This is a genomic window from Paraburkholderia lebeckiae (assembly GCF_050436225.1).
GTDB lineage: Bacteria > Pseudomonadota > Gammaproteobacteria > Burkholderiales > Burkholderiaceae > Paraburkholderia > Paraburkholderia tuberum.
Window position 1 is genome coordinate 620,925 of the sequence record NZ_JBNDLU010000002.1, and the last position, 25,839, is coordinate 646,763.

25 protein-coding genes, 2 tRNA genes and 1 pseudogene are annotated in these 25,839 nt (G+C 65.9%); 10 read left to right on the forward strand and 18 right to left on the reverse strand.

The window, feature by feature from the left end:
- The first annotated feature begins 35 nt into the window (after positions 1–35).
- Complete coding sequence (locus tag OKW45_RS17600) at positions 36–176, forward strand: hypothetical protein (protein WP_204357138.1); 141 nt, start codon at positions 36–38, stop codon at positions 174–176.
- A 119-nt stretch (positions 177–295) separates the two neighbouring features.
- A complete protein-coding gene (locus OKW45_RS17605) occupies positions 296–802 on the forward strand; it encodes an acyl-CoA thioesterase (RefSeq protein ID WP_018421320.1) in 507 nt (168 codons plus the stop codon).
- Positions 803–815: 13 nt separating this feature from the next.
- Here OKW45_RS17605 and fumC read toward each other — a convergent pair whose 3' ends face one another.
- The 5 genes from fumC to OKW45_RS17630 form a co-directional block, all read right to left on the reverse strand.
- Positions 816–2,213, reverse strand: a complete 1,398-nt coding sequence (fumC, locus tag OKW45_RS17610) for a class II fumarate hydratase (RefSeq protein WP_429470145.1) — start codon at positions 2,211–2,213, stop codon at positions 816–818.
- A gap of 15 nt (positions 2,214–2,228) precedes the next feature.
- Positions 2,229–3,830 carry a phospholipase D family protein gene (locus tag OKW45_RS17615; RefSeq protein ID WP_429473304.1) on the reverse strand — a complete coding sequence of 534 codons (1,602 nt, stop codon included), beginning with the start codon at positions 3,828–3,830 and terminating at the stop codon, positions 2,229–2,231.
- Between the two features lie 250 nt (positions 3,831–4,080).
- Positions 4,081–5,040: a ketopantoate/pantoate/pantothenate transporter PanS gene (gene panS / locus OKW45_RS17620; protein ID WP_429470147.1), complete on the reverse strand. Its 960-nt coding sequence runs from the start codon at positions 5,038–5,040 to the stop codon at positions 4,081–4,083.
- Positions 5,041–5,375: 335 nt separating this feature from the next.
- A complete protein-coding gene (locus OKW45_RS17625; RefSeq protein ID WP_018421315.1) occupies positions 5,376–6,791 on the reverse strand; it encodes an MATE family efflux transporter in 1,416 nt (471 codons plus the stop codon).
- 282 nt (positions 6,792–7,073) lie between these two features.
- Positions 7,074–7,292, reverse strand: a complete 219-nt coding sequence (locus OKW45_RS17630) for an RNA-binding S4 domain-containing protein (protein WP_013090085.1) — start codon at positions 7,290–7,292, stop codon at positions 7,074–7,076.
- A gap of 334 nt (positions 7,293–7,626) precedes the next feature.
- Between OKW45_RS17630 and OKW45_RS17635 the strand changes: the two genes are divergently transcribed.
- The 3 genes from OKW45_RS17635 to OKW45_RS17645 all read left to right on the forward strand — a co-directional run bounded on the left by OKW45_RS17635 (position 7,627) and on the right by OKW45_RS17645 (position 10,756).
- Positions 7,627–8,145, forward strand: coding sequence for a hypothetical protein (locus OKW45_RS17635; RefSeq protein ID WP_429470148.1), 519 nt, complete (start codon positions 7,627–7,629; stop codon positions 8,143–8,145).
- Positions 8,146–8,236: 91 nt separating this feature from the next.
- On the forward strand, positions 8,237–8,500 hold the full coding sequence (locus tag OKW45_RS17640; protein ID WP_429470150.1) for a hypothetical protein: 264 nt from the start codon (positions 8,237–8,239) through the stop codon (positions 8,498–8,500).
- Positions 8,501–8,617: 117 nt separating this feature from the next.
- On the forward strand, positions 8,618–10,756 hold the full coding sequence (locus tag OKW45_RS17645) for an ATP-dependent helicase (RefSeq protein ID WP_429470152.1): 2,139 nt from the start codon (positions 8,618–8,620) through the stop codon (positions 10,754–10,756).
- Positions 10,757–10,845: 89 nt separating this feature from the next.
- Here the strand turns inward: OKW45_RS17645 and OKW45_RS17650 are convergent, their stop codons facing one another.
- From OKW45_RS17650 to fdxA, 8 genes are all read right to left on the reverse strand, one after another.
- Positions 10,846–11,613: a DUF4088 family protein gene (locus tag OKW45_RS17650; RefSeq protein WP_018421311.1), complete on the reverse strand. Its 768-nt coding sequence runs from the start codon at positions 11,611–11,613 to the stop codon at positions 10,846–10,848.
- A gap of 335 nt (positions 11,614–11,948) precedes the next feature.
- Positions 11,949–12,272: an AzlD domain-containing protein gene (locus tag OKW45_RS17655; protein WP_429470154.1), complete on the reverse strand. Its 324-nt coding sequence runs from the start codon at positions 12,270–12,272 to the stop codon at positions 11,949–11,951.
- Complete coding sequence (locus OKW45_RS17660) at positions 12,269–13,030, reverse strand: AzlC family ABC transporter permease (RefSeq protein ID WP_018421309.1); 762 nt, start codon at positions 13,028–13,030, stop codon at positions 12,269–12,271. The genes OKW45_RS17655 and OKW45_RS17660 overlap by 4 nt, the downstream gene beginning before the upstream one ends.
- A gap of 177 nt (positions 13,031–13,207) precedes the next feature.
- A complete protein-coding gene (locus tag OKW45_RS17665; protein ID WP_429470156.1) occupies positions 13,208–14,050 on the reverse strand; it encodes a helix-turn-helix transcriptional regulator in 843 nt (280 codons plus the stop codon).
- Positions 14,051–14,171: 121 nt separating this feature from the next.
- Positions 14,172–14,648: a CreA family protein gene (locus OKW45_RS17670; RefSeq protein ID WP_429470158.1), complete on the reverse strand. Its 477-nt coding sequence runs from the start codon at positions 14,646–14,648 to the stop codon at positions 14,172–14,174.
- A gap of 160 nt (positions 14,649–14,808) precedes the next feature.
- A tRNA-Asn gene (locus OKW45_RS17675) sits at positions 14,809–14,884 on the reverse strand.
- Between the two features lie 61 nt (positions 14,885–14,945).
- A tRNA-Asn gene (locus OKW45_RS17680) sits at positions 14,946–15,021 on the reverse strand.
- Positions 15,022–15,139: 118 nt separating this feature from the next.
- Entirely contained in the window at positions 15,140–15,463 is a 324-nt protein-coding gene (gene fdxA, locus OKW45_RS17685; RefSeq protein ID WP_018421306.1) for a ferredoxin FdxA, read from the reverse strand.
- 291 nt (positions 15,464–15,754) lie between these two features.
- Between fdxA and pncB the strand changes: the two genes are divergently transcribed.
- From pncB to OKW45_RS17710, 5 genes are all read left to right on the forward strand, one after another.
- Complete coding sequence (gene pncB, locus OKW45_RS17690; RefSeq protein ID WP_429470160.1) at positions 15,755–16,951, forward strand: nicotinate phosphoribosyltransferase; 1,197 nt, start codon at positions 15,755–15,757, stop codon at positions 16,949–16,951.
- A gap of 187 nt (positions 16,952–17,138) precedes the next feature.
- Complete coding sequence (locus OKW45_RS17695; RefSeq protein ID WP_018421304.1) at positions 17,139–17,801, forward strand: LutC/YkgG family protein; 663 nt, start codon at positions 17,139–17,141, stop codon at positions 17,799–17,801.
- 91 nt (positions 17,802–17,892) lie between these two features.
- Positions 17,893–19,329, forward strand: a complete 1,437-nt coding sequence (locus OKW45_RS17700) for a sodium:proton antiporter (protein WP_429470161.1) — start codon at positions 17,893–17,895, stop codon at positions 19,327–19,329.
- 48 nt (positions 19,330–19,377) lie between these two features.
- Positions 19,378–20,367 (forward strand): 2-hydroxyacid dehydrogenase, encoded by a 990-nt coding sequence (locus OKW45_RS17705; protein ID WP_429470163.1) that lies wholly within the window; start codon positions 19,378–19,380, stop codon positions 20,365–20,367.
- Positions 20,364–21,812, forward strand: a complete 1,449-nt coding sequence (locus OKW45_RS17710; protein WP_429470165.1) for a DNA recombination protein RmuC — start codon at positions 20,364–20,366, stop codon at positions 21,810–21,812. The genes OKW45_RS17705 and OKW45_RS17710 overlap by 4 nt, the downstream gene beginning before the upstream one ends.
- 18 nt (positions 21,813–21,830) lie before the next feature.
- Here OKW45_RS17710 and OKW45_RS17715 read toward each other — a convergent pair.
- From OKW45_RS17715 to moaA, 5 genes and pseudogenes are all read right to left on the reverse strand, one after another.
- A pseudogene (locus OKW45_RS17715) lies at positions 21,831–22,321 on the reverse strand (GNAT family N-acetyltransferase).
- Positions 22,321–22,596 (reverse strand): hypothetical protein, encoded by a 276-nt coding sequence (locus OKW45_RS17720; RefSeq protein WP_008923126.1) that lies wholly within the window; start codon positions 22,594–22,596, stop codon positions 22,321–22,323. Before OKW45_RS17720 ends, OKW45_RS17715 begins: the two are co-directional and overlap by 1 nt.
- A 100-nt stretch (positions 22,597–22,696) precedes the next feature.
- The gene (gene moeA, locus OKW45_RS17725) at positions 22,697–24,013 is read right to left on the reverse strand and encodes a molybdopterin molybdotransferase MoeA (RefSeq protein WP_429473306.1); all 1,317 of its coding nucleotides are present in this window, start codon (positions 24,011–24,013) and stop codon (positions 22,697–22,699) included.
- A gap of 61 nt (positions 24,014–24,074) precedes the next feature.
- Positions 24,075–24,701: a molybdenum cofactor guanylyltransferase MobA gene (gene mobA / locus OKW45_RS17730; RefSeq protein WP_018421298.1), complete on the reverse strand. Its 627-nt coding sequence runs from the start codon at positions 24,699–24,701 to the stop codon at positions 24,075–24,077.
- A gap of 11 nt (positions 24,702–24,712) precedes the next feature.
- Positions 24,713–25,822, reverse strand: a complete 1,110-nt coding sequence (moaA, locus tag OKW45_RS17735) for a GTP 3',8-cyclase MoaA (protein WP_429470167.1) — start codon at positions 25,820–25,822, stop codon at positions 24,713–24,715.
- Between the last annotated feature and the right edge of the window lie 17 nt (positions 25,823–25,839).

A 25,839-nucleotide genomic window follows, 5' to 3' on the forward strand; every position in this document is an offset into this window, starting at 1 on the left:
AGAATCGAAGCCTGTCCTTGCAGGAAATCGATGTGATGAAAACTCTTCTCGCCGTCGCCGCGGCGGTTCTGCTGTTCAGCGCCTGCGCGGGGGGCGGAGCCGGCTCGGGGTCGGCCGGCAGCGGCAGCATCAACATGTACGGCACCATCGACACAGGGATCAGCGTCCACAACTAGGCCCACCGTCGGCCCATCGGCGCGCTTCGCGCCGCGTCCCCCAATCGATGCCCCGTCGCGCGCAATATTGCGCTCGTATAATCGCCTCCTTTCAATGCATCCGATTGACCGGAGTCAAGATGAGCACTGTTCCCACCGCACCGCTGGACCGTTCGGAAACCACCTTCCGCTTTCTCGCCGAGCCGACCTCGGTCAACTTCGGCGGCAAGGTGCATGGCGGCGCGCTGATGAAGTGGATCGACGAAACCGCCTACGCATGCGCGGCGGTATGGTCTGGGCGCTATTGCGTGACGGTCAGCGTCGGCAATATCCGTTTCCGTCGGCCGATCCTCGTCGGCAATCTGGTCGAGCTGCGGGCGCGCGTCGTCGCGACGGGCCGCACCAGCATGCACATCCACGTGTCGGTGCACGCGGGCGACCCGAAGGGCGGCGAACTGCTGCAGACCACCGACTGTCTCGTCGTAATGGTCGCCGTCAACGAGAACGGCCATCCGGTGCCGGTGCCCGCCTTCCTGCCAGAGACCGAGGAGCAGAAACGCCTCGCCAGGTACGCGATGGACGTGAAGGAAGCGCTCGACGCGATCATCGAGCTGAAGCCGGAAGAAGTCGCGCAGGGAAAGATCTAGGCGCAGCGCATCATCATGCGGTGCGTCCGACCATATCCTCGGGTCGCACCCACTCGTCGAACTGCTGCTCGGTGACATAACCGAGCGCCAGCGCCGACGCCTTCAGCGTCGTGCCTTCCTTGTGCGCCTTCTTCGCGATCTGCGCGGCCTTGTCGTAGCCGATGTGTGGATTGAGCGCCGTCACCAGCATCAGCGATTCGTTGAGCAAGGTATCGATGCGCTCGTGATTCGGCTCGATGCCGGCCGCGCAGTTGTCGTTGAAACTATGCGCGCCGTCGGCGAGCAGGCGCACCGACTGCAGCACGTTGTGCGCGATCATCGGACGGAACACGTTGAGCTCGAAATTGCCGCTCGCGCCGCCGATGTTCACGGCGACGTCGTTGCCGAACACCTGCGCGCACAGCATCGTCAATGCTTCGGACTGGGTCGGATTGACCTTGCCCGGCATGATCGAGCTGCCCGGCTCGTTTTCGGGGATCGACAGCTCGCCGAGACCGCAGCGTGGGCCGCTCGCGAGCCAGCGAATGTCGTTGGCGATCTTGTTCAGGCTCGCGGCCACCGTTTTGAGCGCGCCGTGCGCGAATACCAGCGCGTCGGCGGCCGCCATCACCTCGAACTTGTTCGGCGCCGACACGAACGGCAGACCGGTCAGCTTGCCGATCGCGGCGGCGACGCCGTCGGCGAACTTCGGGTGCGCGTTCAGTCCCGTGCCGACCGCGGTGCCGCCCTGCGCAAGCTCGTACAGATGCGGCAACGCCGACTCGACGTGCCGGATGCCGTGCTCGAGCTGCGCGACATAGCCCGAGAATTCCTGGCCGAGCGTGAGCGGCGTCGCGTCCTGCAGGTGCGTGCGGCCGATCTTGACGACGTCGGTGAACGCTTTCGCCTTGCCGTCGAGCGTGTCGTGCAACGTCTTCAGCGCGGGTAGCAGATGCTTGACGATGGCATCCGCGGCAGCCACATGCATCGCAGTCGGAAACACATCGTTCGACGACTGCCCGCGATTCACGTCATCGTTCGGATGCACCTTGCGCGCTTCGCCGCGCTCGCCGCCGAGTAGCTCGCTTGCGCGGTTGGCAATCACCTCGTTCAGGTTCATGTTGGTCTGCGTGCCCGAGCCGGTCTGCCAGACCGCCAGCGGAAATTCGTCCGGATGTTTGCCGTCGATGATCTCGTCGGCCGCCTGCATGATCGCGAGGGCCTTCTGCTCGTCGAGCACACCGAGGCCGAGGTTGACCTCGGCGGCCGCGCGCTTGATCACCGCGAGCGCGGTGATCAGCTCGGGCGACTGCTTTTCCGTCGAAATCTTGAAGTTCTGCAGCGAGCGCTGCGTCTGCGCGCCCCACAGGCGGGCATTCGGCACCGCGATTTCGCCGAACGTGTCGCGCTCCATCCGTACGTCTTCAGTCATGGTTGACTCCGCTTCTCAAAGTTCCGAGTTGACAGGCAATAACGAGAATAGACCCGTTAGCGCATTCCGGTAAAAACCGGCCTGCGGATCGAAAATGTAGGTGCGTGTCTGGCCGTTCTCGACGTCGGTCCAGACGAGCGGCGACAGTGGCGCGCCGATCGAGCGCAGATAGGCGAGCTGGGCCGCGTCGGCGAGCGTCACGTGGTAGCTGTGATCGGGCTGGATGGCACGCTCGAAGATGCTGGCGACCTGATTCGCGAGTTTGGGGCTGTGGATCACGAGTGCGAGCTCGGTGTTCAGATTGGCCGAGCGGGGGTCGAGGTTCATCGAGCCGATGACGAGAATCTGGTGATCGATCACAAAAGTCTTCGCATGCAAACTCGCGCGCGAACGCGAGCCGACCAGCCCCACGTCCGGCGTGTCCTGGTATGGCCTTAATTCGTACAGTTCGACGCCTGCCTTTAGCAGCGGCACCCGGAACGGGCTGTAGCCCGCCTGCACGGCGACGGCGTCGGTAGCCGCGAGCGAGTTGGTCAGCACTGCGATGCGGATGCCGCGGCGCGTGAGCTCGCCGGCCGCCTGCACGCCCGACGCGTGCGGCACGAAGTAGGGCGAGACGATCAGGAAGTCGTGCTGCGCGTCGCGCATCAGTTCGCGCAGCCGCGCGAGCGGCGGGCTCACGTAGTCCGGCGACGGATGCGCGATTTTCTCCGGCAAGTCCGCCCTGAATTCCGCACCCGCCCACGTGAGGCCGAGCTGCTCGCTCGTAATCTGCGCGGCGAGCGGCGTCGCGTTCAGCGGTTTCGCGTTGTACGGATCGGCATTGGTGCGCCAGTGGTGGCGCAGGTCGTCGCGCGTCTGGTCGAGTTCTTTCTGGTTGAATTTCTGCTTGTTCAGCGCGCGCAGCGGATAGGCGAGGTCGCTGTTCCAGTAGTCGTCGAAACTCGCTGAGACGTCGGCGACGATCGGGCCGGCCGCGAGCACGTCCATGTCGCGGAACTGCAGCGTTTCGCTGGCGCTGAAGTACTCGTCGCCAAGATTGCGCCCGCCGACGATCGCGAGCTGGTTGTCCGCGATCATCGCCTTGTTATGCATGCGGCGCGTGAAGTGGCCGATCTGCGTGAACACGTTCGTGGTGCGCTCGAACATGCCTTGCTGGGCGCTGCCGAACGGATTGAAGACGCGAATCTCGATGTTGTCGTGCGAGTTCAGCCCCGCCATGATGCGGTCGATGTCCTTGAAGTTCAGATCGTCGACCAGCATGCGCACGCGCACGCCGTGATCGGCCGCATACAGCGCGGCGCCGAGCAGCAGCTTGCCGGTGGTGTCCTCGTTGGCAATGTAGTACTGCATGTCGAGGGTTTTGGTCGCCGCGCGCGCGAGCGCGATGCGCATCTGCAGCGCGTCGGTGCCCTTCGCCAGCACGCGAAAGCCCGACTGCTCCGGATGCTTCGCCTCGAACGGCGCGAGCGCTTCGCGCAGCGGCGAATCCGCGGTGGCGGGGAGTGCGTGTGTGAGCTGGCGGTCGAACGCCGTGGCGGGCGGCTTCGTCGCGCAGGCGGTCAAAAATGCCGCCGCGCAACAGAGCAGGAAAAATTGCCTCGTCGTGCTGACTATCGAGTGGCGGCGCGCGGCCCGCCGATGTTGTTCGAATTGGCCCTGCACGCTGTTTTTCCCCTTGTTTTGCAAGCTTTCGCGTGGCGACAGCGAAGGCCTGCGCACGCTGTCGAGAAAACCATTCTAAGGGAATTGGGGCGCGTGTTCGTCGTTCGTCTGCAAACGCAGCAGAGTGCCGCGCGTCGGTCGGGAGGGCGCCGCGATTGGGTGATCCATCAACTGATGCCAACCGCGGCGCGCGGATGCTCTATCAGACGCGCTCGGCGTGCAGCGCGCGCTCGCCATCGGGATGGGTCGAGCCTTTCGCCGGGCGACCCGCCCACACTCCCGCGAGCAGCGAGCCCGACAGGTTGTGCCAGACCGAGAACAGCGCACCCGGCAGCGCGGCGAGGGGCGCGAAGTAGAGCTTGCCGAGCGTCGCGGCGAGACCGGAGTTCTGCATGCCCACTTCGATCGCGAGCGTACGGCAGACGGCTTCGTCGAAACCGAGCAGACGGCCGCCCCAGTAGCCGCCGAGCAGGCCGATGCCGTTGTGCAGGATGACGCCGACCATCACGACGAGGCCCACCGACGCGATGCTCTTCTGCGTGCCGCCCACCACCGCGCCGATGATCAGCACGATCGCGACCATCGACACGAGCGGCAGGATCGGTTCGATCTTGCGCACGAGCTTGCCGAACAGATGATTGACGACGAGACCGACGACGATCGGCAGCGCGACTATCTGCAGGATGCTCATCAACATGCCGTGCACGTCGACGACGATCGACGCGTCGACGTAAAGGCGCGTGAGCAGCGGGGTCGCGAACACGCCGACGAGCGTCGACAGCGCGCTGATCGTCACCGACAGCGCGACGTCGCCGCGCGCGAGATAAATCATCACGTTCGACGCGGTGCCGCTCGCGACGCTGCCGACCAGCACCATGCCGGCGGTCAGGTCGGGCGGCATGCGCAGCGTCTTGGCGATGACCCATGCGGCGAGCGGCATCACGAGGTAGTGCAGCACGATGCCGGCGATCACCGGCGCGGGACGCGTGAACACGCGCAGGAAATCGCCGGCCGACAGCGTGACGCCCATCGCCAGCATGATGATTGTGAGGAGCGTGGTGACGTGCGGCGCGACGCCGGAAAACGAGGCCGGCGAGAAGTACGCGGCGACCGAGACGAGCACGGCCCAGAGCGGGAACAGGCGGGTGACGCGGGCAAGCATGACGGGTGGTCCTTGGTTATGTTGTATCGCGGGAAAGCGGGGCTGCGGCCCGGCCGGGTGTCGGCTGGCGTTGCGGCGTTCGCCGCGCCAAAGCGGGTGAAGCGGCTACGGCAAGTGCCGTGGCGAAAGCGCGGCAAAGACGGCCGGCCAATTGAAGCCGCACGCGACGCGGGCAATGGTGAGTGCGCGCGCGATGCCAGTCCGGCGCCTGCCTTCGTGAGGCGCGCCGTCGTGCGGTTCGTGGCGCGTGAGCGCGGGATAGCGCTCACGAGCCGTGACGGCCATTTTACCTTTTGCAGGGAGTGCTTCAGGAGTGGGGCTTGCCACTACTTCGCTCAAACCGAGCGCGCGGGCGGCGTGGCCGTTGCGGCCGTCGGCGCCTGCCGCCGGCTCAGCCTGTGAAAACGCAGCGTCATCAGCAGCGCGACGCTCGCGAGGCCTGCGGCGAGCCCCCACCACAAGCCGCGCGCGCCGAGGCCGGCGTGGAACGCGAGCAGATAGCCGGTCGGAAAACCGATCACCCAGTAACCGAACGCGGCGGCGATCATCGGTACGCGCGTGTCCTTCAGCCCGCGCAGACAGCCGGAGCCCACCGCCTGCATCCCGTCGACGATCTGGAAAATCGCCGCCACGCCGAGCAGCGAACTGGCGAGCGCGATGGTCGGCGCATTCGCCGGGTCGTCCAGATGCAGATACAGGCCGACGATCCAATGCGGCGCGGTGATCAGCACGAGGCCCGACATCGACATGAAGCCGACGCCGAGCGCGAGCGCGACGAAGCCCGCGTGGCGCGCGGCGAGCGGCTGACCGGCGCCGGCCCAGTAGCCTACCCGCACGTTGGCCGCCTGGCCGATCGACAGCGGCACCATAAACGCGACCGATGCGACGTTCAGCGCGATCTGATGCGCGGCCAGTTGCGATTCGCCGAGCAGGCCAACCATCAGACCAGTGGCGAGGAACAGCGTCGACTCGACGCCGTAGGTGATCGCGACCGGCCAGCCGATGCCGAACAATTCGCCCATCAACGGCAGCTTCGGCCGCGTCGCGACGACGAAATGGCGGAAGCGCGGCCGCAGATGCAGCAGCGCCATCAGCACGAGCGCGGTCAGCCACACGGTGATCGTGGTCGCGGCCGCCGAGCCGAGAAAACCCAGCCGCGGCAGCCCGTACGCGCCGTGGATGAGCCCGTAGTTCAGGAAGCCGTTCACGCCGACGCTCGCGATCGACACCCACAACAGGCGCCGTGCCGCGCCGATCGCCGGCAGAAACGAGCGCATCAGGCCGACGCCGATCAGGCTCGCGGGTGCGCCCCAGCGCAACACCGCCGCGTATCGGCCGATGTTGTGCGCGAGCAGGCCCGGCTCGCCGACCGCGAGCAGGATCCTCGACGCGAACGACAGCAGGATGAACGCCGGCACCGACAGCAGCACCGACAGCACGAAACCGGTCCAGTAAATATGCGGCACCCGGCCGTCGTCCTGCGCGCCGCGCGCGTGCGCGACGCTGACGCTGACCGAGGTCAGCACGCCCTGCAGCAGCGTGACGACGACGAAAAAGAGGTTCGCGCCGAGGCCGCCGGCGGCGAGCGCATCGGGGCCGAGCGAGCCGAGCAGGATCGTGTCGGTGACGCTCATCGCCATTTGCGACAGTTGCGCGATCGCGAGCGGCGCGGCGAGCCGCGCGGTGTCGGCCGCGTGGCGGGATAGGGTCGGCGGCCGGCTGGCGGCGCGGGCGAAGCTGGGTTGAGTCATCGAATGCCTGACGGCGAAAAGTGGCAACAGCGGTGGTAACAGCGAAAGGCGGGCTCAAACGGCGCCGCATTGCATCTCGGCGCGCGCTCCGACGGGCGTTGCAGCGATAGGGCAGCGGGCGGGAAAACCGCAACGCAGCGGCAAGCCGGTCAGCCACTTCTCGCCTGTGGCGCGGTCCGTCGTTTACCTGTCGAAACAGACAGCTTATTGCCTCCTCCGGCCGCTGTCGATGGACGACGCACAATTCTGGTGCGTGCCGTTCTGCGAATTTCCGGACTGCCGTCAGCCTTCGTGGACCGCGATTCGCGTATCGCCGAGCAGCACGACCTGGCCCGCGCGGATCTTGCAGGTCTTACGTGTCTCGACCCGGCCATCGACCATGACGGCGCCGTCGGCAACCATCATTTTCGCGGAGCCGCCGCTATCCGCGAGACCCGTGATCTTCAGCAGATTGTGGAGTTCGACATATTCGCCGGTCAGCGTGAAATTGAGGTTTGGCATGGCGTTTGCACCTTTGGGCGGGGGTCGCGTTGGGGTTCGCATCATAAGGCAAGCGCACACGGAGCGGCGGCGCGGCCATCCAGCGAGCCCTTCGCGCAAGCAAATGAAAGTAGATGTTATTCAGTTGTCGGAAAGTGAAACGTTCCGTAACGCTGGTCGCACCGGACGGATTTCACTCCTAGAGTGCAATTCAGCAGCAAAGCCCGCTGGCTTCCGGGATCGCTCCCCGGCCACCCATCCAGCGACGCACAGTTCGAACGAGGCGCGCGCGACGTTCCGTCATCACGACGCGAGCGAGTCCGCCCGTGTCACAACAACTCCAGAGAGGATAGCCATGACCCAGATTCGTTCGCTCCTGATCGGTACCGCCCTCACTGCTTTTGCCGCGACGGCCGCCGTCGCGCAGACCGCGCAGCCGGCAGCAGGCATCGGCGCTCAGGCGCAGATCCGGAGCCAGGGCACCGCCGACATGGCGCCGCCGTCCGCGGCTGGCGCCCAGCGCATGCAGGCGCCGCCTTCGAGGCAAGGCATGCAGCAAGTCCCGGGCGCACCTGCCGCGCAAGGCGTCGAGGCGCCGCCGCCGGCCCGTTTGACGGCTTCGGGCTCCACCGACCCGCTCGTGCAGAAGCGCGACGCCGACGCGAAGGCCAACGCCGAGTATCGCGCGGCCAGGAAGTCCTCGAAAGCGGAATTGAAGGCGGAGCAGAAGGCCGCGAAGGACCAGTACAAGAAGCAGATGCGCGGCGCGAAGCTGAACCAGAAGGCGGACAAACAGACCGCCAATAACGAAATGAAGATGAACATGGAAGGGCAGGCTGCGGCGCAGGGCGACGGCGCGGACGTCAAGCACTAAGCCCTGCTGGATGCCGCGCCGCGCGGGTCTGTGAGGCTCGCGCGCCGCGGGCGTCTGTCGCTTGGCAAGAGGTACTTCAGGGAGATTTGAGATGAACATCAACCGTTCCACCCGAAACCGCATTTACGCCGTGCTGATGGCGGGTTGTCTGTCGTCGGCGGTGTTCGCGCAGACGACAGACCCGGCCGCGGCGCCCCCCACGCATGCGGACAAAAAGGCCGCGAAAGAACAGGCGAAGGCCGACAAGAAAGCCGCGGTCGCCCAGGCGAAAGCGGACAAGACCAAAGCCGACGCGCAGGCCGACGCCGACAAGGCCAGCGCTACTGCCGACCTGAAGGACGCGAAGAAACAGTAGTGCGCGGCGTAGACCGGTGGATAGGCGCCCGAAAAAAGGGGCGCTTGTCGCATCAGGTTGTATGGATATACAGTATGCGTCGCATCCTGAAAATCCATCCAACCGCGAAACCGATCAGTGTCCACCGTCGCCGAATCCGCTCCGTCGTTCGATACCGCCGCCTGGCTAGCGAAGCTCAACGATGCCCAACGCGAAGCCGTCGAATACGGGACCGACACGCCAGACGCGCTGCCCGGCGCGCTGCTCGTGATCGCGGGCGCCGGCTCCGGCAAGACCAACACGCTCGCGCACCGCGTCGCCAATCTGGTGGTGAAGGGCGCCGATCCGCAGCGCATCCTGCTGTTGACCTTCTCGCGCCGCGCGGCGCTCGAAATGACCCGCCGCGTGACCCGCATCGCGGGCGCCGCGGCCGCTACCGTCGGCGCACGCGCCGCGCTCGCGCAAGGGCTCACGTGGGCGGGTACCTTCCATAGTGTCGGCGCGCGGCTGTTGCGCGAATACGCGGATCTGATCGGCCTCGCGCCCGCGTTCACGATCAACGACCGCGAAGACTCCGCCGATCTGATGAACCTCGTGCGCCACGAGCTTGGACTGTCCGCGAAGGAGCGGCGGTTTCCGGCGAAGGGCACCTGCTTCGCGATCTACTCGCGTGTCGTCAACACCGGCGCATCGCTCGGCCAGGTATTGGACCGCGCGTTTCCGTGGTGTCGCGAGTGGGAGGACGATCTGCGCCGGCTGTTCGCCGCATACGTCGACGCCAAACAGAAGCAGAGCGTGCTCGACTACGACGATCTGCTGCTCTACTGGTCGCACATGGCCGCCGAGCCCAGCATCGCGGCCGATCTGTCGGCACGTTTCGATCATGTTCTGGTCGACGAATACCAGGACACCAACCGCCTGCAGGCGTCGATCCTGCTCGCCATGAAGCCGGACGGTCGTGGCCTGACCGTGGTCGGCGACGACGCGCAGTCCATCTATTCGTTTCGCGGCGCGACGGTGCGCAATATCCTCGACTTCCCCACGCAGTTCGAGCCGCCCGCCAGGCAGGTCACGCTCGAGCGCAACTATCGCTCGACCGAGCCGATTCTCGCCGCGTCGAACGCGGTGATCGAACTCGCGAGCGAGCGCTACACCAAGAATCTGTGGACCGACAAGGCGTCGGCGCAGCGCCCGCGCCTCGTCACGGTCGCCGACGATGCCGCGCAAGCTCGCTACGTCGTCGAGCAGGTGCTCGAGGCGCGCGAGCAGGGCGTGAAGCTGAAGTCGCAGGCGGTATTGTTTCGCGCCGCGCATCACAGTGCCGCGCTCGAGATCGAGCTCACGCGCCGCAACATTCCATTCGTCAAGTTCGGCGGGCTCAAATTTCTCGACTCGGTGCATGTGAAGGACGTGCTCGCGGTGCTGCGCTGGGCCGAGAATCCGCGCGATCGCGTCGCCGGCTTTCGCGTCGTGCAGCTGCTGCCGGGCGTCGGCCCGGCCACCGCGGCGAAGGTGCTCGACGACATCGTCGCGCGCGCGGACGGCGGCGATCCGGTCTCGACCGCGGGCGGTGTGCTGGCCGCGTTTGCGGCGCCCGCGCGCACGCAGCAAGACTGGCACCCGTTCGTCAAGCTGATGTCGAGCGTGTACGGCCGGCAAACGCCGTGGCCCGCCGAGTTCGAGATGGTGCGGCGCTGGTACGAGCCGCATCTGGAGCGCAACCACGAGGACGCCGCGATCCGTCACGCGGACCTGCTGCAAATGGAAAGCATCGCGGGTACGTATCCGTCGCGAGAACGCTTCCTGACCGAGTTGACGCTCGATCCGCCCGACGCGACCAGCGACGAATCCGGCGTGCCACTGATCGACGAGGACTACCTGATCCTGTCGACGATCCATTCGGCGAAGGGTCAGGAGTGGCGCAATGTGTTCGTGCTGAACGGCGTTGACGGCTGCATTCCGTCCGATCTCGGCACCGGCAGCGACGAGGAAATCGACGAGGAGCGGCGCCTGCTTTACGTGGCGATGACGCGCTCGAAGGAAGACCTGCACATCGTCGTGCCGCAGCGCTTTTACGTGCACAACCAGACGCATCTGGGCGACCGCCATGTGTGGGCGTCGCGCACGCGCTTCATCGCCACACCGATGCTGTCGCTGTTCGACGCCTATGCATGGCCGCGCATTCCAGTGGCGAGCGCGCCGAGCGCGGCAGGGCTCGCCGCGGCCGCGCAGGCGAAGATCGAGATCGCGGCGAAGCTCAGGAAGATGTGGGATTGAGCGGCTAGCACCGCGCGTTGGGATCGACGCGCGGACAGGGGGCGCGTTGATCCGACTAAGGGACGTGCGCCGCGCGGGTCAGTGGAAGCTCAGCGCGACTGCCGCTGCTGTTGCTGCGCGACTGGAGGCGCCGGCACGAAGAAATTGCGCAGCCATGCCGCGAGCCGCGAGAACACGTCGTACGGCTCCTCGACGAAAATCTCCGGCTTCAAGAGCCGCAGATACTCCATGATCTGCTGCGCTTCCTGCTTCTGAAACGTGCCGTGCGAAATGCCTAGCCGCAACAGCCCACGCAGTTCGCCGAGCTTCTCGCGCGCGGTGCTGCCCACGCTCGTCTCGCACGCGACCTTCGCCTCGTAGACGCGCTGGCGCAGCGACTCGACGAGCCGCCATGCCGGCGTCTGCATCACTTCCTCGAGCGCCTGAATGTCCTGCACCGTGCTCTTGATCTGCGAGGCGAGGGGATCGACCAGCGTCGCATCGCCTTCCGCTTCCTTGACGATAGCGGCGGCCCAGTCGCGGCATTGCTTGGTGAGTTCCTCGGGCGTCCATTCCGAGCGCGCCGCGAAACCGAAGCCGAACTCGCCCGCCTGCCGCATCAGGATCGACACGACGTCCGGGAATTCCTTGTCGAGCGTGCGTTTGGCCCACGCGTACTGGCCGCCTTGCAGCATCCGCTGTACCGCGTGCTCGGTGAGCGGCACCATGTTGTCGAGCAGCTTGGCGCGTAAGAAATCCTCGAACGACGGCGTCGCGAACTGCGGATCGAGCTTCAGCGAGACCCGTAAAAAGGCCTCGAAGTCCTTGCGCAGCGACGCGACGGTCTCGTCCTTGAGCTTCAGGGTGATTTGACCCATGTGTTATCCCGTTTAATGCAGCCGCGCGCGGCGCGCCGTCGCAAGATCGCCCGGCCGCTCGCGGACCGAGGCGACGCGACGCCGGTTGCCGACGCGCTTGATTCCAGCCTGTTGCCGCATAACCAGCGGGACGACTCCCGATGAGCGGACCTCGACTGCATATCGGCGGAGTGGCGGGAAACTTGAGGGCGGCCCGGCGATGCGCGGGCGCTTTGGAGGGAAGCTTCGGGCCCTGGCCCGCCTGGGAGTCGCTTGGAGGGGAGTGGTGCGGCCCGCGACGCGGCGAGGTGTCGACGGACCGCTGATGAGTCGATGAGCGTAGAGACAGGGCGCGCTTACTTCAGCACCACGCACTGCCAGATAAAGAACACGCTTAGACCGACTGCGATCGTCAGCAGCGGCCGGCGCGTCAGCGCGCTAACGACGATCGCGGCGAGCGCGCCGACCAGCTGCGGATTGCGCCAGCTCAGCTCGGCGTTATTTCCGTGCGGCGACACGGCCATCGGGACGATGATCGCGGTCAGCACGGTGACCGGCACGAAGCTAAGCGCGGTGCGCAGAAGCGGCGGGAACACGAGCCGGTCGCCGAGCACGAACACGGCCGCGCGGATCAACCACGTAATCGCGGCCATGCCGACGATCAGAACGACGTAGTTCATCGCGTGGCCTCCACGGGACGGCGCGCGCCACGCAGGTTCAGACGCGACATCGACAGCAGCACGCCGACCGCGACTCCCGCGAACACCGCGCCGAGCAGGCCGAGCTTGTACGGCCACGCCTGCCAGAAAAACGCCAGCGTGCCGGCGGTGACAGCCGCCGCGATATAGCGCAGCGCGACCAGTTGCGGCACGACGATCGCAATGAACGTCGCAACCATCGCAAAGTCGAGACCGAGCGACTGCAGGCCGGGGAAGGCCGCGCCGAACAGCAGGCCGGCGACGGTCCATAGCTGCCAGTTCAGATACATCGCGACGCCGGCGCCGAAGAAGTAGTACGGGCCGACCGTTCCCGGCTCGCGATGCCGGTAGTGCTCCCACGCCACCGCGAAGACTTCGTCGGTGAGCAGCGCGCCGAGCGCCAAACGCCAGCGCCTCGGCAGATGCGCGACGTGCGGCGCGAGCGTCGCGCTATACAGCACGTGACGCAGATTGACGACGAGCGTGGTCGCCCAGATCACGGCGAAGCTCGCATGCCCGGCGATCAGCCCGAGCGCGATGAACTGCGCGGAGCCCGCGAAAACGACGAGCGACATCAACTGGCCGTGCCACAGATGCAGCGGGCTGGAGGTCACGAGCGTGCCGAAAATGACGCCGAACGGCGCGGCGCCGACCATCATCGGGATGATGTCGCGCGCGCCGGCGGCGAATTCTTTGAGATGGCCGCCCCGGGTGGGCTGGCCTTGGGTGGAATCGGTCAATCTAAGCCTCCTTGATTTCGGAAGCATAGCGACTGACCGGCGTTCGGACTTGTACGATCTTGCGGCGGATTGCTGATGGGGTGCTACGGTGTAGCGGGGGATGGCTGACGACGAGCTGACGGATTGCGGCGGCACGCTCAAGGCGCGCGGTGCAGGCGCCGGCGGTGCCGCATCGCGTTATGAACCGCGCTGCGTTCCTTGCCATTGGCCCGGCGGCACGCCGAACATGCGCCGGAAATGCCGCGTGAAATGGCTCTGATCGGTGAAGCCGCTCGCGGCGGCGACGTCGGTCACCGGGACGCCGGCGCGCAACGGCGTGAGCGCGCGCTGCAGGCGCACCTGATTGCGCCATGCGTGGGGCGGCAGGCCGGTCGATTGGGTGAATAGCCGCGCCGCGTGGAACGGCGACAGACCCGCTGCCTTCGCGACCTCGGCGAGTGTCACCGGTTCGACGAGGTCGCCGGTCAGACGCTCCTGCATCAGTGCGACGCGGGTGTCGTCGGTGGCGACGCGCGCGGCGGCGGGGCGCGTCCGCGCATAGCGGACCAGCAACGTTGACAGCGCGTCGAGCATCGCGGCTTCGGCGGCGAGCGCGTCGTCGCCGGCTTCGAGCAGGCGGTGGGCGTGCGCGAGCCGCGTCGCGAGATCGGAATCGCGGATCACGCCGGGCGCGAACCACGGTAGGGCCTGCGGCTTGCCGGCGACTTCGTCGGCCAGCGCGCAGAGGAACTCGACCGGCGCATACATCACGCGATACCGCCAGCCCGCCTCGACCGCCTTCGACCCCGTATGCAACTCGCCCGGATTGATGACCGGCACGCTGCCCGCTTCGGCGACATGGTGCTCGCCGCTATATCGATAGCATTCCGCACCTGCGACGATCACCGGGATCGTGTAGGCGTCGTGCCAATGCGGCGCGAACTCGTGATCGTGATATTCGGCGGTGAGCAGATCCGCGCCGGGCAGTAGGGGCGTGCGCCAGTAGCGGGCGGAATCGCGGAAACGAGGGGTGGCGGTCATGACGAAAGCCTAGCTGGACCGGTCAGTTTAACGCGTCGTTGTCGAGGACGGCGGCGGGTGCGCAGCGCCGCGCCGCGTGCCGCTGGTGCCGCCAATTGCCGGTACTTGTCCTGACTTGCCCTTACTTGATCGGAATCGTCGTGCCAGTAGGCATTGGCACGGCGCTCACGCTGTTTTTCGCGCTGCCGCTGACGACGCGGTCGCTGTAGGTCAGATAGACCAGGGCGTTGCGCTTCGTGTCGACCACGCGCACCACGTGCAGCGACTTGAAGATCAGCGACATGCTGACCGAGAACACGTCGTCCTTCTGCTTGACGGGGCCGGTGAAATGCAACTCCCCGATCTGACGGCACGCGATCGAAGCCTCGGTCGGATCTTCGGCAATGCCGAGCGTGCCTTTGACGCCGCCCGTCCGCGCCCGCGAGACGTAGCAGGTGACGCCTTGCACGATGGGATCGTCATAGGCTTCCACGACCACGCGGTCGGAGCCGGTAACGTGAAAATTCGTATTGACGCTGGCGATTTCTTCGCCGCGCGCCGAAGAAAGCAGCAGGGCGCCGATGGCCGCGAGCGCGATGCGTAGCGAGGTGGATTTCATGAGCGTGCCGGTTGAGTGTCTGGAGTGGGCCGGCGCCAGAGCGGGATGAAACTTGCGCGCCGTGAAGCCGCCATCGTATAACGGCCCGCTGCGCGCGTGAGACTGTCGATCAGGGCGCAAAAAACAAAAAGGCCCGCACGGATGCGGGCCTTTCAAATTTTGGCTCCTCGACCTGGGCTCGAACCAGGGACCTACGGATTAACAGTCCGGCGCTCTACCGACTGAGCTATCGAGGAACAGCAGTACAACTTGATCTACATAAAAAAACCCGTCTGATTAACGGGCTTTTGCAATTCTTGGCTCCTCGACCTGGGCTCGAACCAGGGACCTACGGATTAACAGTCCGGCGCTCTACCGACTGAGCTATCGAGGAACAGAACAACAACAGCAGAGAAGCGAAATTGTAGAGGCAGCTGAAACGTCTGTCAATACGTCGGCGTTCATCCTGATACTGAATCTGAACGGCCAAGGCAGGTGACAGGCGGCCGCGCTCAGCGCGCGAGCAGCGCGAGCTTTTCCTTCACATCCTTGAATTCCTCGGCTTCCGGCAGCGGTGCCTTGGTCTTCGTGATGCTCGGCCACGCTTTCGCCAGGTCGGCGTTCAGCGCAACGAAGTCCTGCTGGTCGCCCGGCACGTCTTCTTCGGCATAGATGGCGTTCACCGGGCACTCGGCCACGCACACGGCGCAGTCGATGCATTCATCGGGATCGATCGCGAGGAAGTTGGGACCTTCGCGAAAGCAGTCCACCGGGCACACATCGACGCAGTCGGTATAGCGGCACTTGATGCAGCTTTCGGTCACAACGTGAGTCATTCAGGCAGCTCCTGCATGCGGAATCGGGGAGGGCGCGGACGCCAAAAGAGTTATTGTAACGTAACGTCAACAGACGCATAAAGCATCGGGCCGCGAGTCTTATATGTTTTTGTGATTAGTTTATGGGGTGCCGCGAGCGGCCGCGCAATGGCGGCGAAGGCCCGGTGGCACGCTGGATGCGGACGCATTCGGGTAACATGCATCGGGTTGGCGCGCCGCTCGGCTCAGCGCGTCCGTGGCAAGGGTGCAGTGAGCCCTTTTCGTTTTTTCAGCGGTCCAGTTCGTACCATCATGATTATTACTTCGCTGCTCGATACCGATCTGTACAAGTTCACGATGATGCAGGTGGTGTTGCATCACTTCCCCGCCGCCAACGTGGAGTACCGCTTCCGCTGCCGCACGCCGAATGTCGATCTGGTGCCGTACATCGACGAGATTCGCGACGAAGTGCGCAAGCTCTGCGAACTGCGTTTCACCGACGACGAACTCGACTACCTGCGCCGCATGCGCTTTATCAAGGGCGACTTCATCGAGTTCCTCGCGTTGTTCCATCTGAACGAGAAGTACATTTCGATCATGCCGTCGCCGAAGGGCAATGGCGAAATCGACATCGACATCAAGGGGCCGTGGCTGCATACGATCCTCTTCGAAATTCCGGTGCTCGCGATCGTCAACGAAGTCTATTTCCGCAACACCCAGCAAACGCCCGACTATCACGTAGGCCGTGGCCGTCTGCTCGACAAGATTCAACTGCTCGGCGCTCGTCCGGAGTTCGCCGACTGCAAGATCGCCGATTACGGCACGCGCCGCCGCTTCTCGAAGCAGTGGCACGAGGAAGTGACCCTCACGCTGAAGGACGGTCTCGGCGAGCAGTTCGCCGGCACGAGCAATGTCTTCTACGCGATGAAGCACAGCCTGACACCGCTCGGCACGATGGCGCACGAGTACCTGCAGGCTTGCCAGGCGCTCGGTCCGCGGCTGCGCGACTCGCAGATCTTCGGCTTCGAGATGTGGGCGAAGGAATATCGCGGCGACCTCGGGATCGCGCTCTCCGACGTGTACGGCATGCAGGCGTTCCTGCGCGATTTCGACATGTACTTTTGCAAGCTGTTCGACGGCGCTCGCCACGATTCCGGCGACCCATTCGACTGGGGCGAGCGCCTGCTCAAACACTACGAGGCGAATCGTTGCGACCCACGCACCAAGATCCTCGTGTTCTCCGACGCGCTCGACATCCCGAAGGTGCTGCAGCTATACGAGCGCTTCCGCGGCCGCTGCAAGCTCGCGTTCGGCGTGGGCACCAATCTGACCAACGACCTTGGCTACAACCCGCTGCAGATCGTGATCAAGATGGTTCGTTGCAACGGTCAGCCGGTCGCGAAATTGTCGGACTCGCCGGGCAAGAACATGTGCGAGGACAAGGCGTATCTCGCGTATCTGCGCCAGGTGTTCGGCATCGCGCAGCCGGAAGAAGATGCGGCCAGGTAGCGCGCTTCGCGGACTGCTTTTCGGTTCATCGCCTGATCATGATCTGCTCGCGTTCGGGAGGCACGGCGAACAGTGTCGCCGCGCTACCGACTGGCGGCAATATGCCGTTCGGCCAGGGTGTTCGCGCGGAGGGCGGCCGGTATAATCCTCGCCATATCGCACGGCCGTCGACACGAGGATTTCGCCCATGGACACATCGATTGCCCGCCGCAACATCCTGGCGCGCATCCGCGCCGCGCAAGGGCGCGAGCCCGAACCGAGCGCCGCCGAGCGCGAAGCCGCGGCGGACTATCTCGCGCGTCATCCGGCCGGTCCGCGTCCGGACATGCCCACCGATTTGCGCGCGCGCTTCATCGAGGAAGCGCAGAAAATGGCGAGTACTGTCGACACCGTTCAAACCTTCGCCGATGTACCCGCCGCCGCGCATCGCTATCTGACGCAACACGGTTTGCCGTTGCAGGCCATCGCGTGGCAAACGCTGCGCGATCTGCCGTGGGCCGCAGCCGGCCTCGCCGTCGAATTTCGCAAACCGCAAGACAATGACGTGGTCGGTCTCACCGGCTGTTTCTGCGCGACCGCGGAGACCGGCACGCTCGTGTTGCTGTCCGGTCCCGAGACGTATGCGTCGGCCGGGCTGCTGCCGGAGACGCACATTGCGATCGTGCCGGGCTCGCGCATCGTCGCGGGTCATGAAGAGGCGTTCGACCTGATCCGCAAGGAACGCGGCGAACTGCCGCGCGCGGTCAATTTCGTGTCGGGACCATCGCGCACCGGCGACATCGAGCAGACCATCGTGCTGGGCGCGCACGGCCCCTACCGGGTGCATGCGATCGTCGTGCAGGATGCTTGAACGCGTGGCGCGGCGGCGTGCCAGCGCATACGCGATACACGCGGTATCTGTCGTGCGTGCGGTTGCAAGCCGTCGCGCGGCCTGTATCGGCATGAATTCGCAGGCCGGCCGCGCGGGCCGGTGGCTCGCCGTTGCGTCGGTGCTTGCGCTGTGCTCGCCGTTCGCGCAGGCTGAGACGCTCGACGGCGCGCGCTTGTCGGCGTTGTGGGGCTTGCCCTTCGCGGGCGTGCTGCTGTCGATCGCGATCGTTCCGCTGATCGCGCCAGCCCTCTGGCACCACCACTTCGGCAAGATCGCCGCGGCGTGGGCGCTCGCGTTCATCGTGCCGTTTGCCGTGAGCTTTGGCGCGAGCGCGGCGTTCGGCGCGCTCGCGCATGCCATGCTCGACGAGTACATCCCGTTCATCATTCTGCTGACCGCGCTCTATACCGTCGCGGGCGGCATCTGCGTGCGCGGCAATCTGCATGGCACACCGCGTCTGAACACCGCGATTCTCGCGCTCGGCACCTTGCTCGCGAGCGTGATGGGTACGACCGGCGCGGCGATGCTGCTGATCCGCCCGTTGCTGCGCGCAAACGACAATCGCCGCCACGTGACCCACGTGGTCGTGTTCTTCATCTTCCTCGTCGCGAACGTCGGTGGCTCGCTGTCGCCGCTCGGCGACCCGCCGCTGTTCCTCGGTTTTCTCGAAGGCGTGAGCTTCTTCTGGACCACTACGCATCTCGCGCCCCCGATGCTGTTCGTGAGCGGCCTGCTGCTTGCCGTTTTCTATGCACTCGACTCGTACTACTTTCACCAGCGCGAGGAAGCGCGTTCGGCTTTCCTCGATCCGACGCCCGACGGCGCGCCGCTCGGCATCGACGGCAAGATCAATTTCGTGCTGCTCGCCGCGGTGATTGCGCTCGTGTTGATGAGCGGACTGTGGCGCCCGCAAATCACATTCGACGTGCTCGGCACGCACGTCGCGTTGCAAAACATCGTGCGCGACGCCGCGCTGATCGTCGTCACGCTGCTATCGCTCGCGTGGACACCGCGCGCGGCCCGCGCGGGCAATGACTTCAACTGGGCGCCGATCGAGGAAGTCGCCAAACTGTTCGCCGGCATCTTCGTGACTATCGTGCCGGTCATCATGATCCTGCGCGCGGGAGAAGCCGGCGCGTTCGCGGGCATCGTCCATCTGGTCAATGATCCCTCAGGCGAGCCGCGCGACATCATGTACTTCTGGGCGACCGGCCTGCTATCTTCGTTTCTCGACAACGCGCCGACCTACCTTGTGTTCTTCAACCTGGCCGGCGGCGATGCGCAGACCTTGATGACCACCGGCGCGACCACGCTCGCGGCGATTTCGGCCGGTGCCGTGTTCATGGGCGCGAACACCTACATCGGCAACGCGCCGAACTTCATGGTGAAGGCAATCGCGCAATCGCGCGGCGTGCGCATGCCGAGCTTTTTTGGGTATCTGGGCTGGTCCGGCGCGGTGCTGCTGCCGTTGTTGGCGCTGACCGGCTGGCTCTTTTTTGGACGCTGACTCTGCAACGCAGAGACAATCCCTCGACGTGCGATACGGAGACTTGCAATGCAGAAAATCCTCGTTGCCCGTTCGATCTTTCCCGACGTGATCGACCGGCTCAAGCAGTACTTCGACGTCGACTGGAATGAGGGCGACGTATTGCCCGCCGACGATCTGAAGTGCCGTCTCGCGGACAAGGACGGCGCGCTGACGGCCGGCGAGGTGATCGACGCGGGCGTGCTCGCCGCGGCGCCGCGTCTGCGCGTCGTGTCGAACATGGCGGTCGGCTACAACAACTTCGACATGGCCGCGTTCAACGCGGCGAACGTGCTCGGCACCAACACGCCGGACGTGCTGAACGAATCGACTGCCGATTTCGGCTGGGCGCTGATGATGGCCGCCGCGCGCCGCATCGCCGAATCGGAGCACTGGCTGCGCGCCGGACATTGGCAGAAGTGGAGCTACGACGGCTTCCTCGGCAGCGACCTATACGGTTCGACGCTCGGCGTGATCGGCATGGGCCGGATCGGTCAGGCGCTCGCGCGGCGCGCGCAGGGCTTCAACATGCGGGTCATCTATCACAATCGCTCGCGCGTCGCGCCGCAAATCGAGGCCGAACTGAACGCGGAGTACGTGTCGAAAGAGGATCTGCTGCGGCGCGCCGACCACGTCGTGCTGGTGTTGCCGTACAACAAAAGCAACCACCACACGGTCGGCGCGGCCGAACTGGCGCTGATGAAGCCGAGCGCAACGCTCACGAACATCGCGCGCGGCGGCATCGTCGACGATGCGGCGTTGGCCGACGCGCTGCGTGACAGGCGCATCGCGGCGGCCGGTCTGGACGTGTTCGAAGGCGAGCCGCAGCTGCACCCGGCGCTGCTGAACGTGCCGAACGTCGTGCTGACACCGCACATCGCGAGCGCGACCGAAACCACCCGCCGCGCCATGGCGAATCTCGCCGCGGACAACCTGATCGCCGGCCTCGGTGCGGGACCGCGCGCCGGTCAGCCGCCGAATCCGATCAACCCCGACGTGATCGGCAAGGCGCGTTCATGACAATGATTCTGGTGGCGGCCGTCGCGGTGCTGGCGGTTGCCCTTGTGATCGCACTCGCCTTGCTGCTACGCGGTCACGACCGCACGGAGCAGCGCGAACAGTTCGAGATGCAGAACGAACGCGTCGATGCCCTCGTCGACGCGCAGGCGCATACCGCCGAGCGGCTCGAGCGGCAACTGCGCAACGACATCGCCGAGACCGCGCGCGTGTCGCGCACCGAGCAAAGCAGCGGCTTCGCGCATTTTCAGCAGACGCTCGCCGCGCAGTTCAGCAGCATGACGACGGTGCAGGGCGGCAAGATCGACGGCTTCGCGCAACAGCTCGACGCCGTGCGTCACAGCCTGCAGGCGCAGGCGCAGCAGGCGCGCGACGAGCAGGGCCGCTCGCTGAAGCAGTTCGGCGACACGCTGAGCCTGCAACTCGGGCAACTAACCGAGGCGAACGACCGGCGCTTCGCCGAAGTGCGCGCGACGATCGAGCAGCGTCTGAAGGACATCGAGGCGAACAACGCGACGCGGCTCGAGGAAATGCGCCGCACCGTGGACGAAAAACTGCACGCAACGCTTGAGCAACGTCTCGGCGAATCGTTCAAGCTCGTGTCCGACCGGCTCGAACAGGTGCATCGCGGCCTCGGTGAAATGCAGACGCTGGCGGCCGGCGTCGGCGATCTGAAGCGCGTGCTGACCAACGTGAAGACGCGCGGCACGTGGGGCGAAGTGCAGCTCGAAGCCTTGCTCGAACAACTGCTGACCGTCGATCAATACGCGAAGAACGTCGCGACGGTGCCGAAGAGCGCCGATCGCGTGGAGTTCGCGGTTCGTCTGCCGGGGCGGCCGGAGCCCGGCGGCGCGAATACGCCGGTATGGCTGCCGATCGACGCCAAATTCCCGCGCGAGGACTACGAGCGGCTGATCGAAGCGCAGGAGCGCGCCGATCCGGTCGCGGTCGAGGAAGCATCGCGCGCGCTCGAAGTGCGAATTCGCGCGGAGGCGCGCACGATCGCGGAGAAGTACGTGGCGCCGCCGCATACGACCGACTTCGCGCTGCTGTTCCTGCCGACCGAAGGCCTGTATGCGGAAGTGCTGCGCCGACCGGGACTCACGGATCTGCTGCAGCGGGACTATCGCGTGACGATTGCGGGGCCGACCACGCTGACCGCGTTGCTCAATAGTCTGCAGATGGGTTTCCGCACGCTCGCGATCGAAAAGCGTTCGAGCGAGGTGTGGCAGGTACTCGGCGCGGTGAAGACGGAGTTCGGCAAATTCGGCGACGTGCTCGCGAAGACCAAGGCGCAGCTCGAAACCGTCACGCGTTCGATCGAGGCCGCGGAAACGCGCACGCGTATGATGAACCGCAAGCTGCGCGACGTCGAGGCGTTACCGGGAGACGAGGCGAGCGGGTTGCTCGGCGATGCGCTGTCGAATGTGGAGCCTGATGAGCAATGAGGGGCGAGGCGCTGGAATTCACGCCCTTGCAGCCAGCCGCGCCAGCGCATCGCCCGTCACGCGCACGACGCGCCAGTCCGGCAACACCGTTGCCCCCATCTTCTGATAGAAGCTGATCGCCGGCTGATTCCAGTCGAGCACGGTCCACTCGAAGCGCGCGCATTGCCGCTCCACCGCCAGTGCCGCGACGTGTCGCAGAAGCGCGGTGCCGAGCCCGCTGCCCCGCTGCCCCGCTGCGCGGGCTGCACGTAGACGTCTTCGAGATAGAGCCCGCGGCGGCCTGCGAAGCTCGAAAAATTGTGGAAGAACAGTGCATAGCCCACGATGCTCCCCGCGTCTTCGGCAACCAGCGCTTCGATCGACGGCCGCGCGCCGAACAGCGCGTCGCGCAGGCTACCTTCCGTCGCGACGAAGATGTGCGTGAGGTTCTCGAACTGCGCGAGTTCGTAGGTGAGCGCGAAGATCGCGCCGGTATCCGCGGGCTTGGCGGCGCGGATCGTCGCGGGCATTACGCTTCTTCCGGTGCGTCGGCCAGATGGATTTCGATACCACCGAAGCGCGACGCGACCCAGTTGTAGGCGTGGCACGCGATCCACAACAGCACGAAGCCGAGGATCGCGTTCAGCAGCAGCGCGCTGAACACGGTGCTTAGCTCGACCGAGCCATAGCGCACGAACGCGACCACCACGCCGAGCAGCACGATCGGCACCGAGAACGTCAGATACACGAGGATCAGCGCTTTGGCCGTCTGTCCCGGTGCGATGAACGAGATCTGTTTTTTCATGTAAGTCAAACCCGTGTGTCGGAGTAGTAATCGTGGGTGGAGTGTCGATGAAGTGCTGCTGTGGTGCCGATGTCGTGCGATCGATGCGCCGCCTGGAACGTCAGATGAGACCGTCGAACAGCATGATCGACACGCGATCGCCGACGTCGATGTCGCCCTCGTCGTGGCCGAGCACGATGAAGCAGTTCGCTTCGCTCATCGAGCTCAGCACGCCTGAGCTTTGCGACCCGGTCGGGCTCACGTGCCAGTGTCCGTGCGCGTTCTGTTCGGCGATGCCGCGCTGGAATTCGGTGCGGCCCGCGCGCTTGCCCACCGCCACTCGGCTCGTCGCGTGAATCACCGGCAGCGGCCGCGGCGTCGCGCCGGCCATCAGAAGCAGCGCTTCGCGCACGATCTGATAGAACGTCACCATCACGGCGACCGGGTTGCCGGGCAGGCCGAAGAATAGCGCAGGTTTGCCGAGCCCGGGCTTTTCGCCGGACCACAGGCGGCCGAACGCGAGCGGCCGGCCGGGACGCATCGCGAGACTCCAGAAGGCGACGTCGCCAAAAGTCTGTAGCAGTCGCTTCGTGAAGTCCGCTTCGCCCACCGACACGCCGCCCGAAGTCAGCACCACGTCGGCGTTGGCCGCGGCACTGCGCAGCGCGGCTTCGAGCGCGGCCGGCTCGTCACGCACGACGCCGAGATCGAGCGCGTCGATGTTCAGGTGCCGCAGCATCGCATACAGCGTGTAGCGGTTGCTGTCGTACACCGAGCCCGCGTCGAGCGGCTCGCCGAGCGAGCGCAGTTCGTCGCCGGTCGAAAAGAACGCGACGCGCAGACGCCGCCGCACGCTGACTTCGCCAATGCCGAGCGACGCGAGCAGGCCGAGGTCCGAGGCGCGCACGATGCGGCCGGCATGCAGCGCGACGTGGCCGCGCGCGAGGTCTTCGCCGGCACGGCGGCGGTTCGCGCCCGCCGCCACCGCGCTGGCGGCGAAGCGGATCGACGTGGAATCCGCACCGTCGCGCTCCACCTGTTCCTGCGGCACGACGGTGTCGCAACCGGCGGGCATGCAGGCGCCCGTCATCACGCGCACGCACTGGTTCGCCGCGACGCGGCCCGTGAACGGATGACCGGCGAGCGCCTTGCCGGCGAGCGTCAGCTCGACGCTGTCCGCGCCGCCTCGCATACCGGCGGCGAGCGCTGCGTGATTGAACGCGTAGCCGTCCATCGCGGAGTTGTCGTGCGCGGGCACGTCGATCGGCGACACGATGTCGGCGGCTAGCACGCGGTCGAGTGCATCGCGCAACGCCAAGCGCTCGACGGCCGCGACCGGCGTCGCCCATTGCCGGACGATCGCCTGAGCGGCCGGGACGGGTAGCGCATGAGGATCGTACTGCGCGACGCAGCGGGAAAAGTCGTTGAGCGTGGTCATGAATGGCTGGGCGTCGCGACCGGTGACGGGCGCGGCTGTTGCCGTGCGGCCGGAGCGGATGTCAGCCGGGGCCTCGATTGCGTTCGAGGTCGGCGAGTTCTTGTAACGAGTTGGCATTGTAAAACGCGCGCTCGTCGGCAAAGACGACTTCGACCGTCTTGTGGCGCGCGTACCACGCGCGGACCTTGCGCTCGCCGGAGGCCAGAAACGCGGCCAGGTCGTCCGCGACGGCGGTGCGCATCAGTGCGAATACCGGGTGCAGGGAGGTTTCTCCACCGGTGTCGACGGTGGTGACCGCTGCGATGTCGGCGTGGTTCGCGTCGAGCGCATCCGCGAGGCGCGCGGCGAGGTCGGCCGGTAGCCACGGCGAATCGCAGGGCGCGCTCAGCAGGTACGCCGTGCCGGCGGCGCGCAGTCCGGCGAGCATGCCGGCGAGCGGGCCGGGAAAGTCGGGGAGGGTGTCGGCGACGAGCGTTGCGCGATATGGCGCGCCGAGCGCCGCATAGGTGTCGGGATGGCGGTTCGCGCTGATCATCAGCGGGCCGGTCTGCGGCGCGAGGCGCCGCAGCACGTGAGCGGCGAGCGGTTCGCCGTGCAGCGGCTGCAACCCCTTGTCGACGCCGCCCATGCGCGTGCCGCGCCCGCCCGCGAGCACGAGGCCAGTGATCTGTTCGCGGGGGATGGACATGCGTCGGCCGCTCAGCCGCCGATGTAGGACATTTCGACGCGACGCTTGGCCGGCTCGCCCTGATCGGCCGGCTGGCTGCCGCGCAGCTGCGAGTAGCGGTCGCCGCGGCCCTGCCAGATTTCGGCGATGGCGGTGGCGATCCCGGCATCGCTCGCACCGCCGCGCAACAGCGCGCGCAGGTCATGTCCGGTCGATGCGAACAGGCACAGGTATAGCTTGCCCTCGGTCGACAAACGCGCGCGCGTGCAATTGCCGCAGAACGCGCGGGTGACGCTCGAAATGACGCCGATCTCGCCGCCGCCGTCGACATAACCCCAGCGTTGCGCAGTTTCGGCGGCGCTATGCGCTTCGAGCGGCACCAGCGGGAAATGCTCGGCGATGCGCGTGACGACGTCGGCGGAAGGCAGCACTTCGGTCATGTTCCAGCCGTTCGAGGTGCCGACGTCCATGTATTCGATGAAGCGCAGCATCGCGCCCGTGCCTTTGAAATGACGCGCCATGGGGACAATTTCGCCGTCGTTGGTACCGCGTTTGACGACCATGTTTATTTTGACCGGCGCGAGCCCGACCGCGTGCGCGGCGGCGATGCCATCGAGCACGTCGGCGACCGCGAAGTCGGCGTCGTTCATGCGGCGGAACAGCGCGTCGTCGAGCGCGTCGAGGCTGACGGTCACGCGCGTGAGGCCGGCATCCTTCAGGCTGCGCGCCTTGCGCGCGAGCAGCGAGCCGTTGGTGGTCAGCGTGAGATCGAGCGGACGGCCCGCAGGCGTGGTCAACCGGGCGAGCCGGTCGACCAGGAATTCGAGGTTTTTGCGCAGTAGCGGCTCGCCGCCAGTCAGGCGAATTTTCTCGACGCCATGCGCGACGAACAACTGCGCGAGCCGCTCGATCTCCTCGAAACTCAACAACGCGCTGTGCGGCAGGAAAGCATAGTCCTTGTCGAACACTGCGCGCGGCATGCAATACACGCAGCGGAAGTTGCAGCGGTCCGTCACCGAGATGCGCAGATCGTGCAGCGGACGCGCGAGCGCATCGTGCAGCACGCCGCTAGGTGTCTGCACTGGGCCGGTGATGACCGGCGCTGCGCTGAGATCGGCAACAGGGATGATGCGTCGTGACATGAAATGCTTCGTCAGGT

What these genes read in the sequence shown, in the direction of transcription:
- OKW45_RS17605 (WP_018421320.1), top strand. Translation starts at nt 296, where the DNA reads ATGAGCACTGTTCCCACCGCACCGCTGGACCGTTCGGAAACCACCTTC.
- fumC (WP_429470145.1), bottom strand. Translation starts at nt 2,213, where the DNA reads ATGACTGAAGACGTACGGATGGAGCGCGACACGTTCGGCGAAATCGCG.
- OKW45_RS17670 (WP_429470158.1), bottom strand. Translation starts at nt 14,648, where the DNA reads ATGAAATCCACCTCGCTACGCATCGCGCTCGCGGCCATCGGCGCCCTG.
- fdxA (WP_018421306.1), bottom strand. Translation starts at nt 15,463, where the DNA reads ATGACTCACGTTGTGACCGAAAGCTGCATCAAGTGCCGCTATACCGAC.
- OKW45_RS17640 (WP_429470150.1), top strand. Translation starts at nt 8,237, where the DNA reads ATGAACATCAACCGTTCCACCCGAAACCGCATTTACGCCGTGCTGATG.
- OKW45_RS17650 (WP_018421311.1), bottom strand. Translation starts at nt 11,613, where the DNA reads ATGGGTCAAATCACCCTGAAGCTCAAGGACGAGACCGTCGCGTCGCTG.
- OKW45_RS17700 (WP_429470161.1), top strand. Translation starts at nt 17,893, where the DNA reads ATGAATTCGCAGGCCGGCCGCGCGGGCCGGTGGCTCGCCGTTGCGTCG.
- pncB (WP_429470160.1), top strand. Translation starts at nt 15,755, where the DNA reads ATGATTATTACTTCGCTGCTCGATACCGATCTGTACAAGTTCACGATG.
- OKW45_RS17720 (WP_008923126.1), bottom strand. Translation starts at nt 22,596, where the DNA reads ATGAAAAAACAGATCTCGTTCATCGCACCGGGACAGACGGCCAAAGCG.
- OKW45_RS17695 (WP_018421304.1), top strand. Translation starts at nt 17,139, where the DNA reads ATGGACACATCGATTGCCCGCCGCAACATCCTGGCGCGCATCCGCGCC.
- OKW45_RS17705 (WP_429470163.1), top strand. Translation starts at nt 19,378, where the DNA reads ATGCAGAAAATCCTCGTTGCCCGTTCGATCTTTCCCGACGTGATCGAC.
- moaA (WP_429470167.1), bottom strand. Translation starts at nt 25,822, where the DNA reads ATGTCACGACGCATCATCCCTGTTGCCGATCTCAGCGCAGCGCCGGTC.
- OKW45_RS17635 (WP_429470148.1), top strand. Translation starts at nt 7,627, where the DNA reads ATGACCCAGATTCGTTCGCTCCTGATCGGTACCGCCCTCACTGCTTTT.
- OKW45_RS17630 (WP_013090085.1), bottom strand. Translation starts at nt 7,292, where the DNA reads ATGCCAAACCTCAATTTCACGCTGACCGGCGAATATGTCGAACTCCAC.
- mobA (WP_018421298.1), bottom strand. Translation starts at nt 24,701, where the DNA reads ATGTCCATCCCCCGCGAACAGATCACTGGCCTCGTGCTCGCGGGCGGG.
- OKW45_RS17655 (WP_429470154.1), bottom strand. Translation starts at nt 12,272, where the DNA reads ATGAACTACGTCGTTCTGATCGTCGGCATGGCCGCGATTACGTGGTTG.
- OKW45_RS17665 (WP_429470156.1), bottom strand. Translation starts at nt 14,050, where the DNA reads ATGACCGCCACCCCTCGTTTCCGCGATTCCGCCCGCTACTGGCGCACG.
- panS (WP_429470147.1), bottom strand. Translation starts at nt 5,040, where the DNA reads ATGCTTGCCCGCGTCACCCGCCTGTTCCCGCTCTGGGCCGTGCTCGTC.
- OKW45_RS17710 (WP_429470165.1), top strand. Translation starts at nt 20,364, where the DNA reads ATGACAATGATTCTGGTGGCGGCCGTCGCGGTGCTGGCGGTTGCCCTT.
- moeA (WP_429473306.1), bottom strand. Translation starts at nt 24,013, where the DNA reads ATGACCACGCTCAACGACTTTTCCCGCTGCGTCGCGCAGTACGATCCT.
- OKW45_RS17625 (WP_018421315.1), bottom strand. Translation starts at nt 6,791, where the DNA reads ATGACTCAACCCAGCTTCGCCCGCGCCGCCAGCCGGCCGCCGACCCTA.
- OKW45_RS17600 (WP_204357138.1), top strand. Translation starts at nt 36, where the DNA reads ATGAAAACTCTTCTCGCCGTCGCCGCGGCGGTTCTGCTGTTCAGCGCC.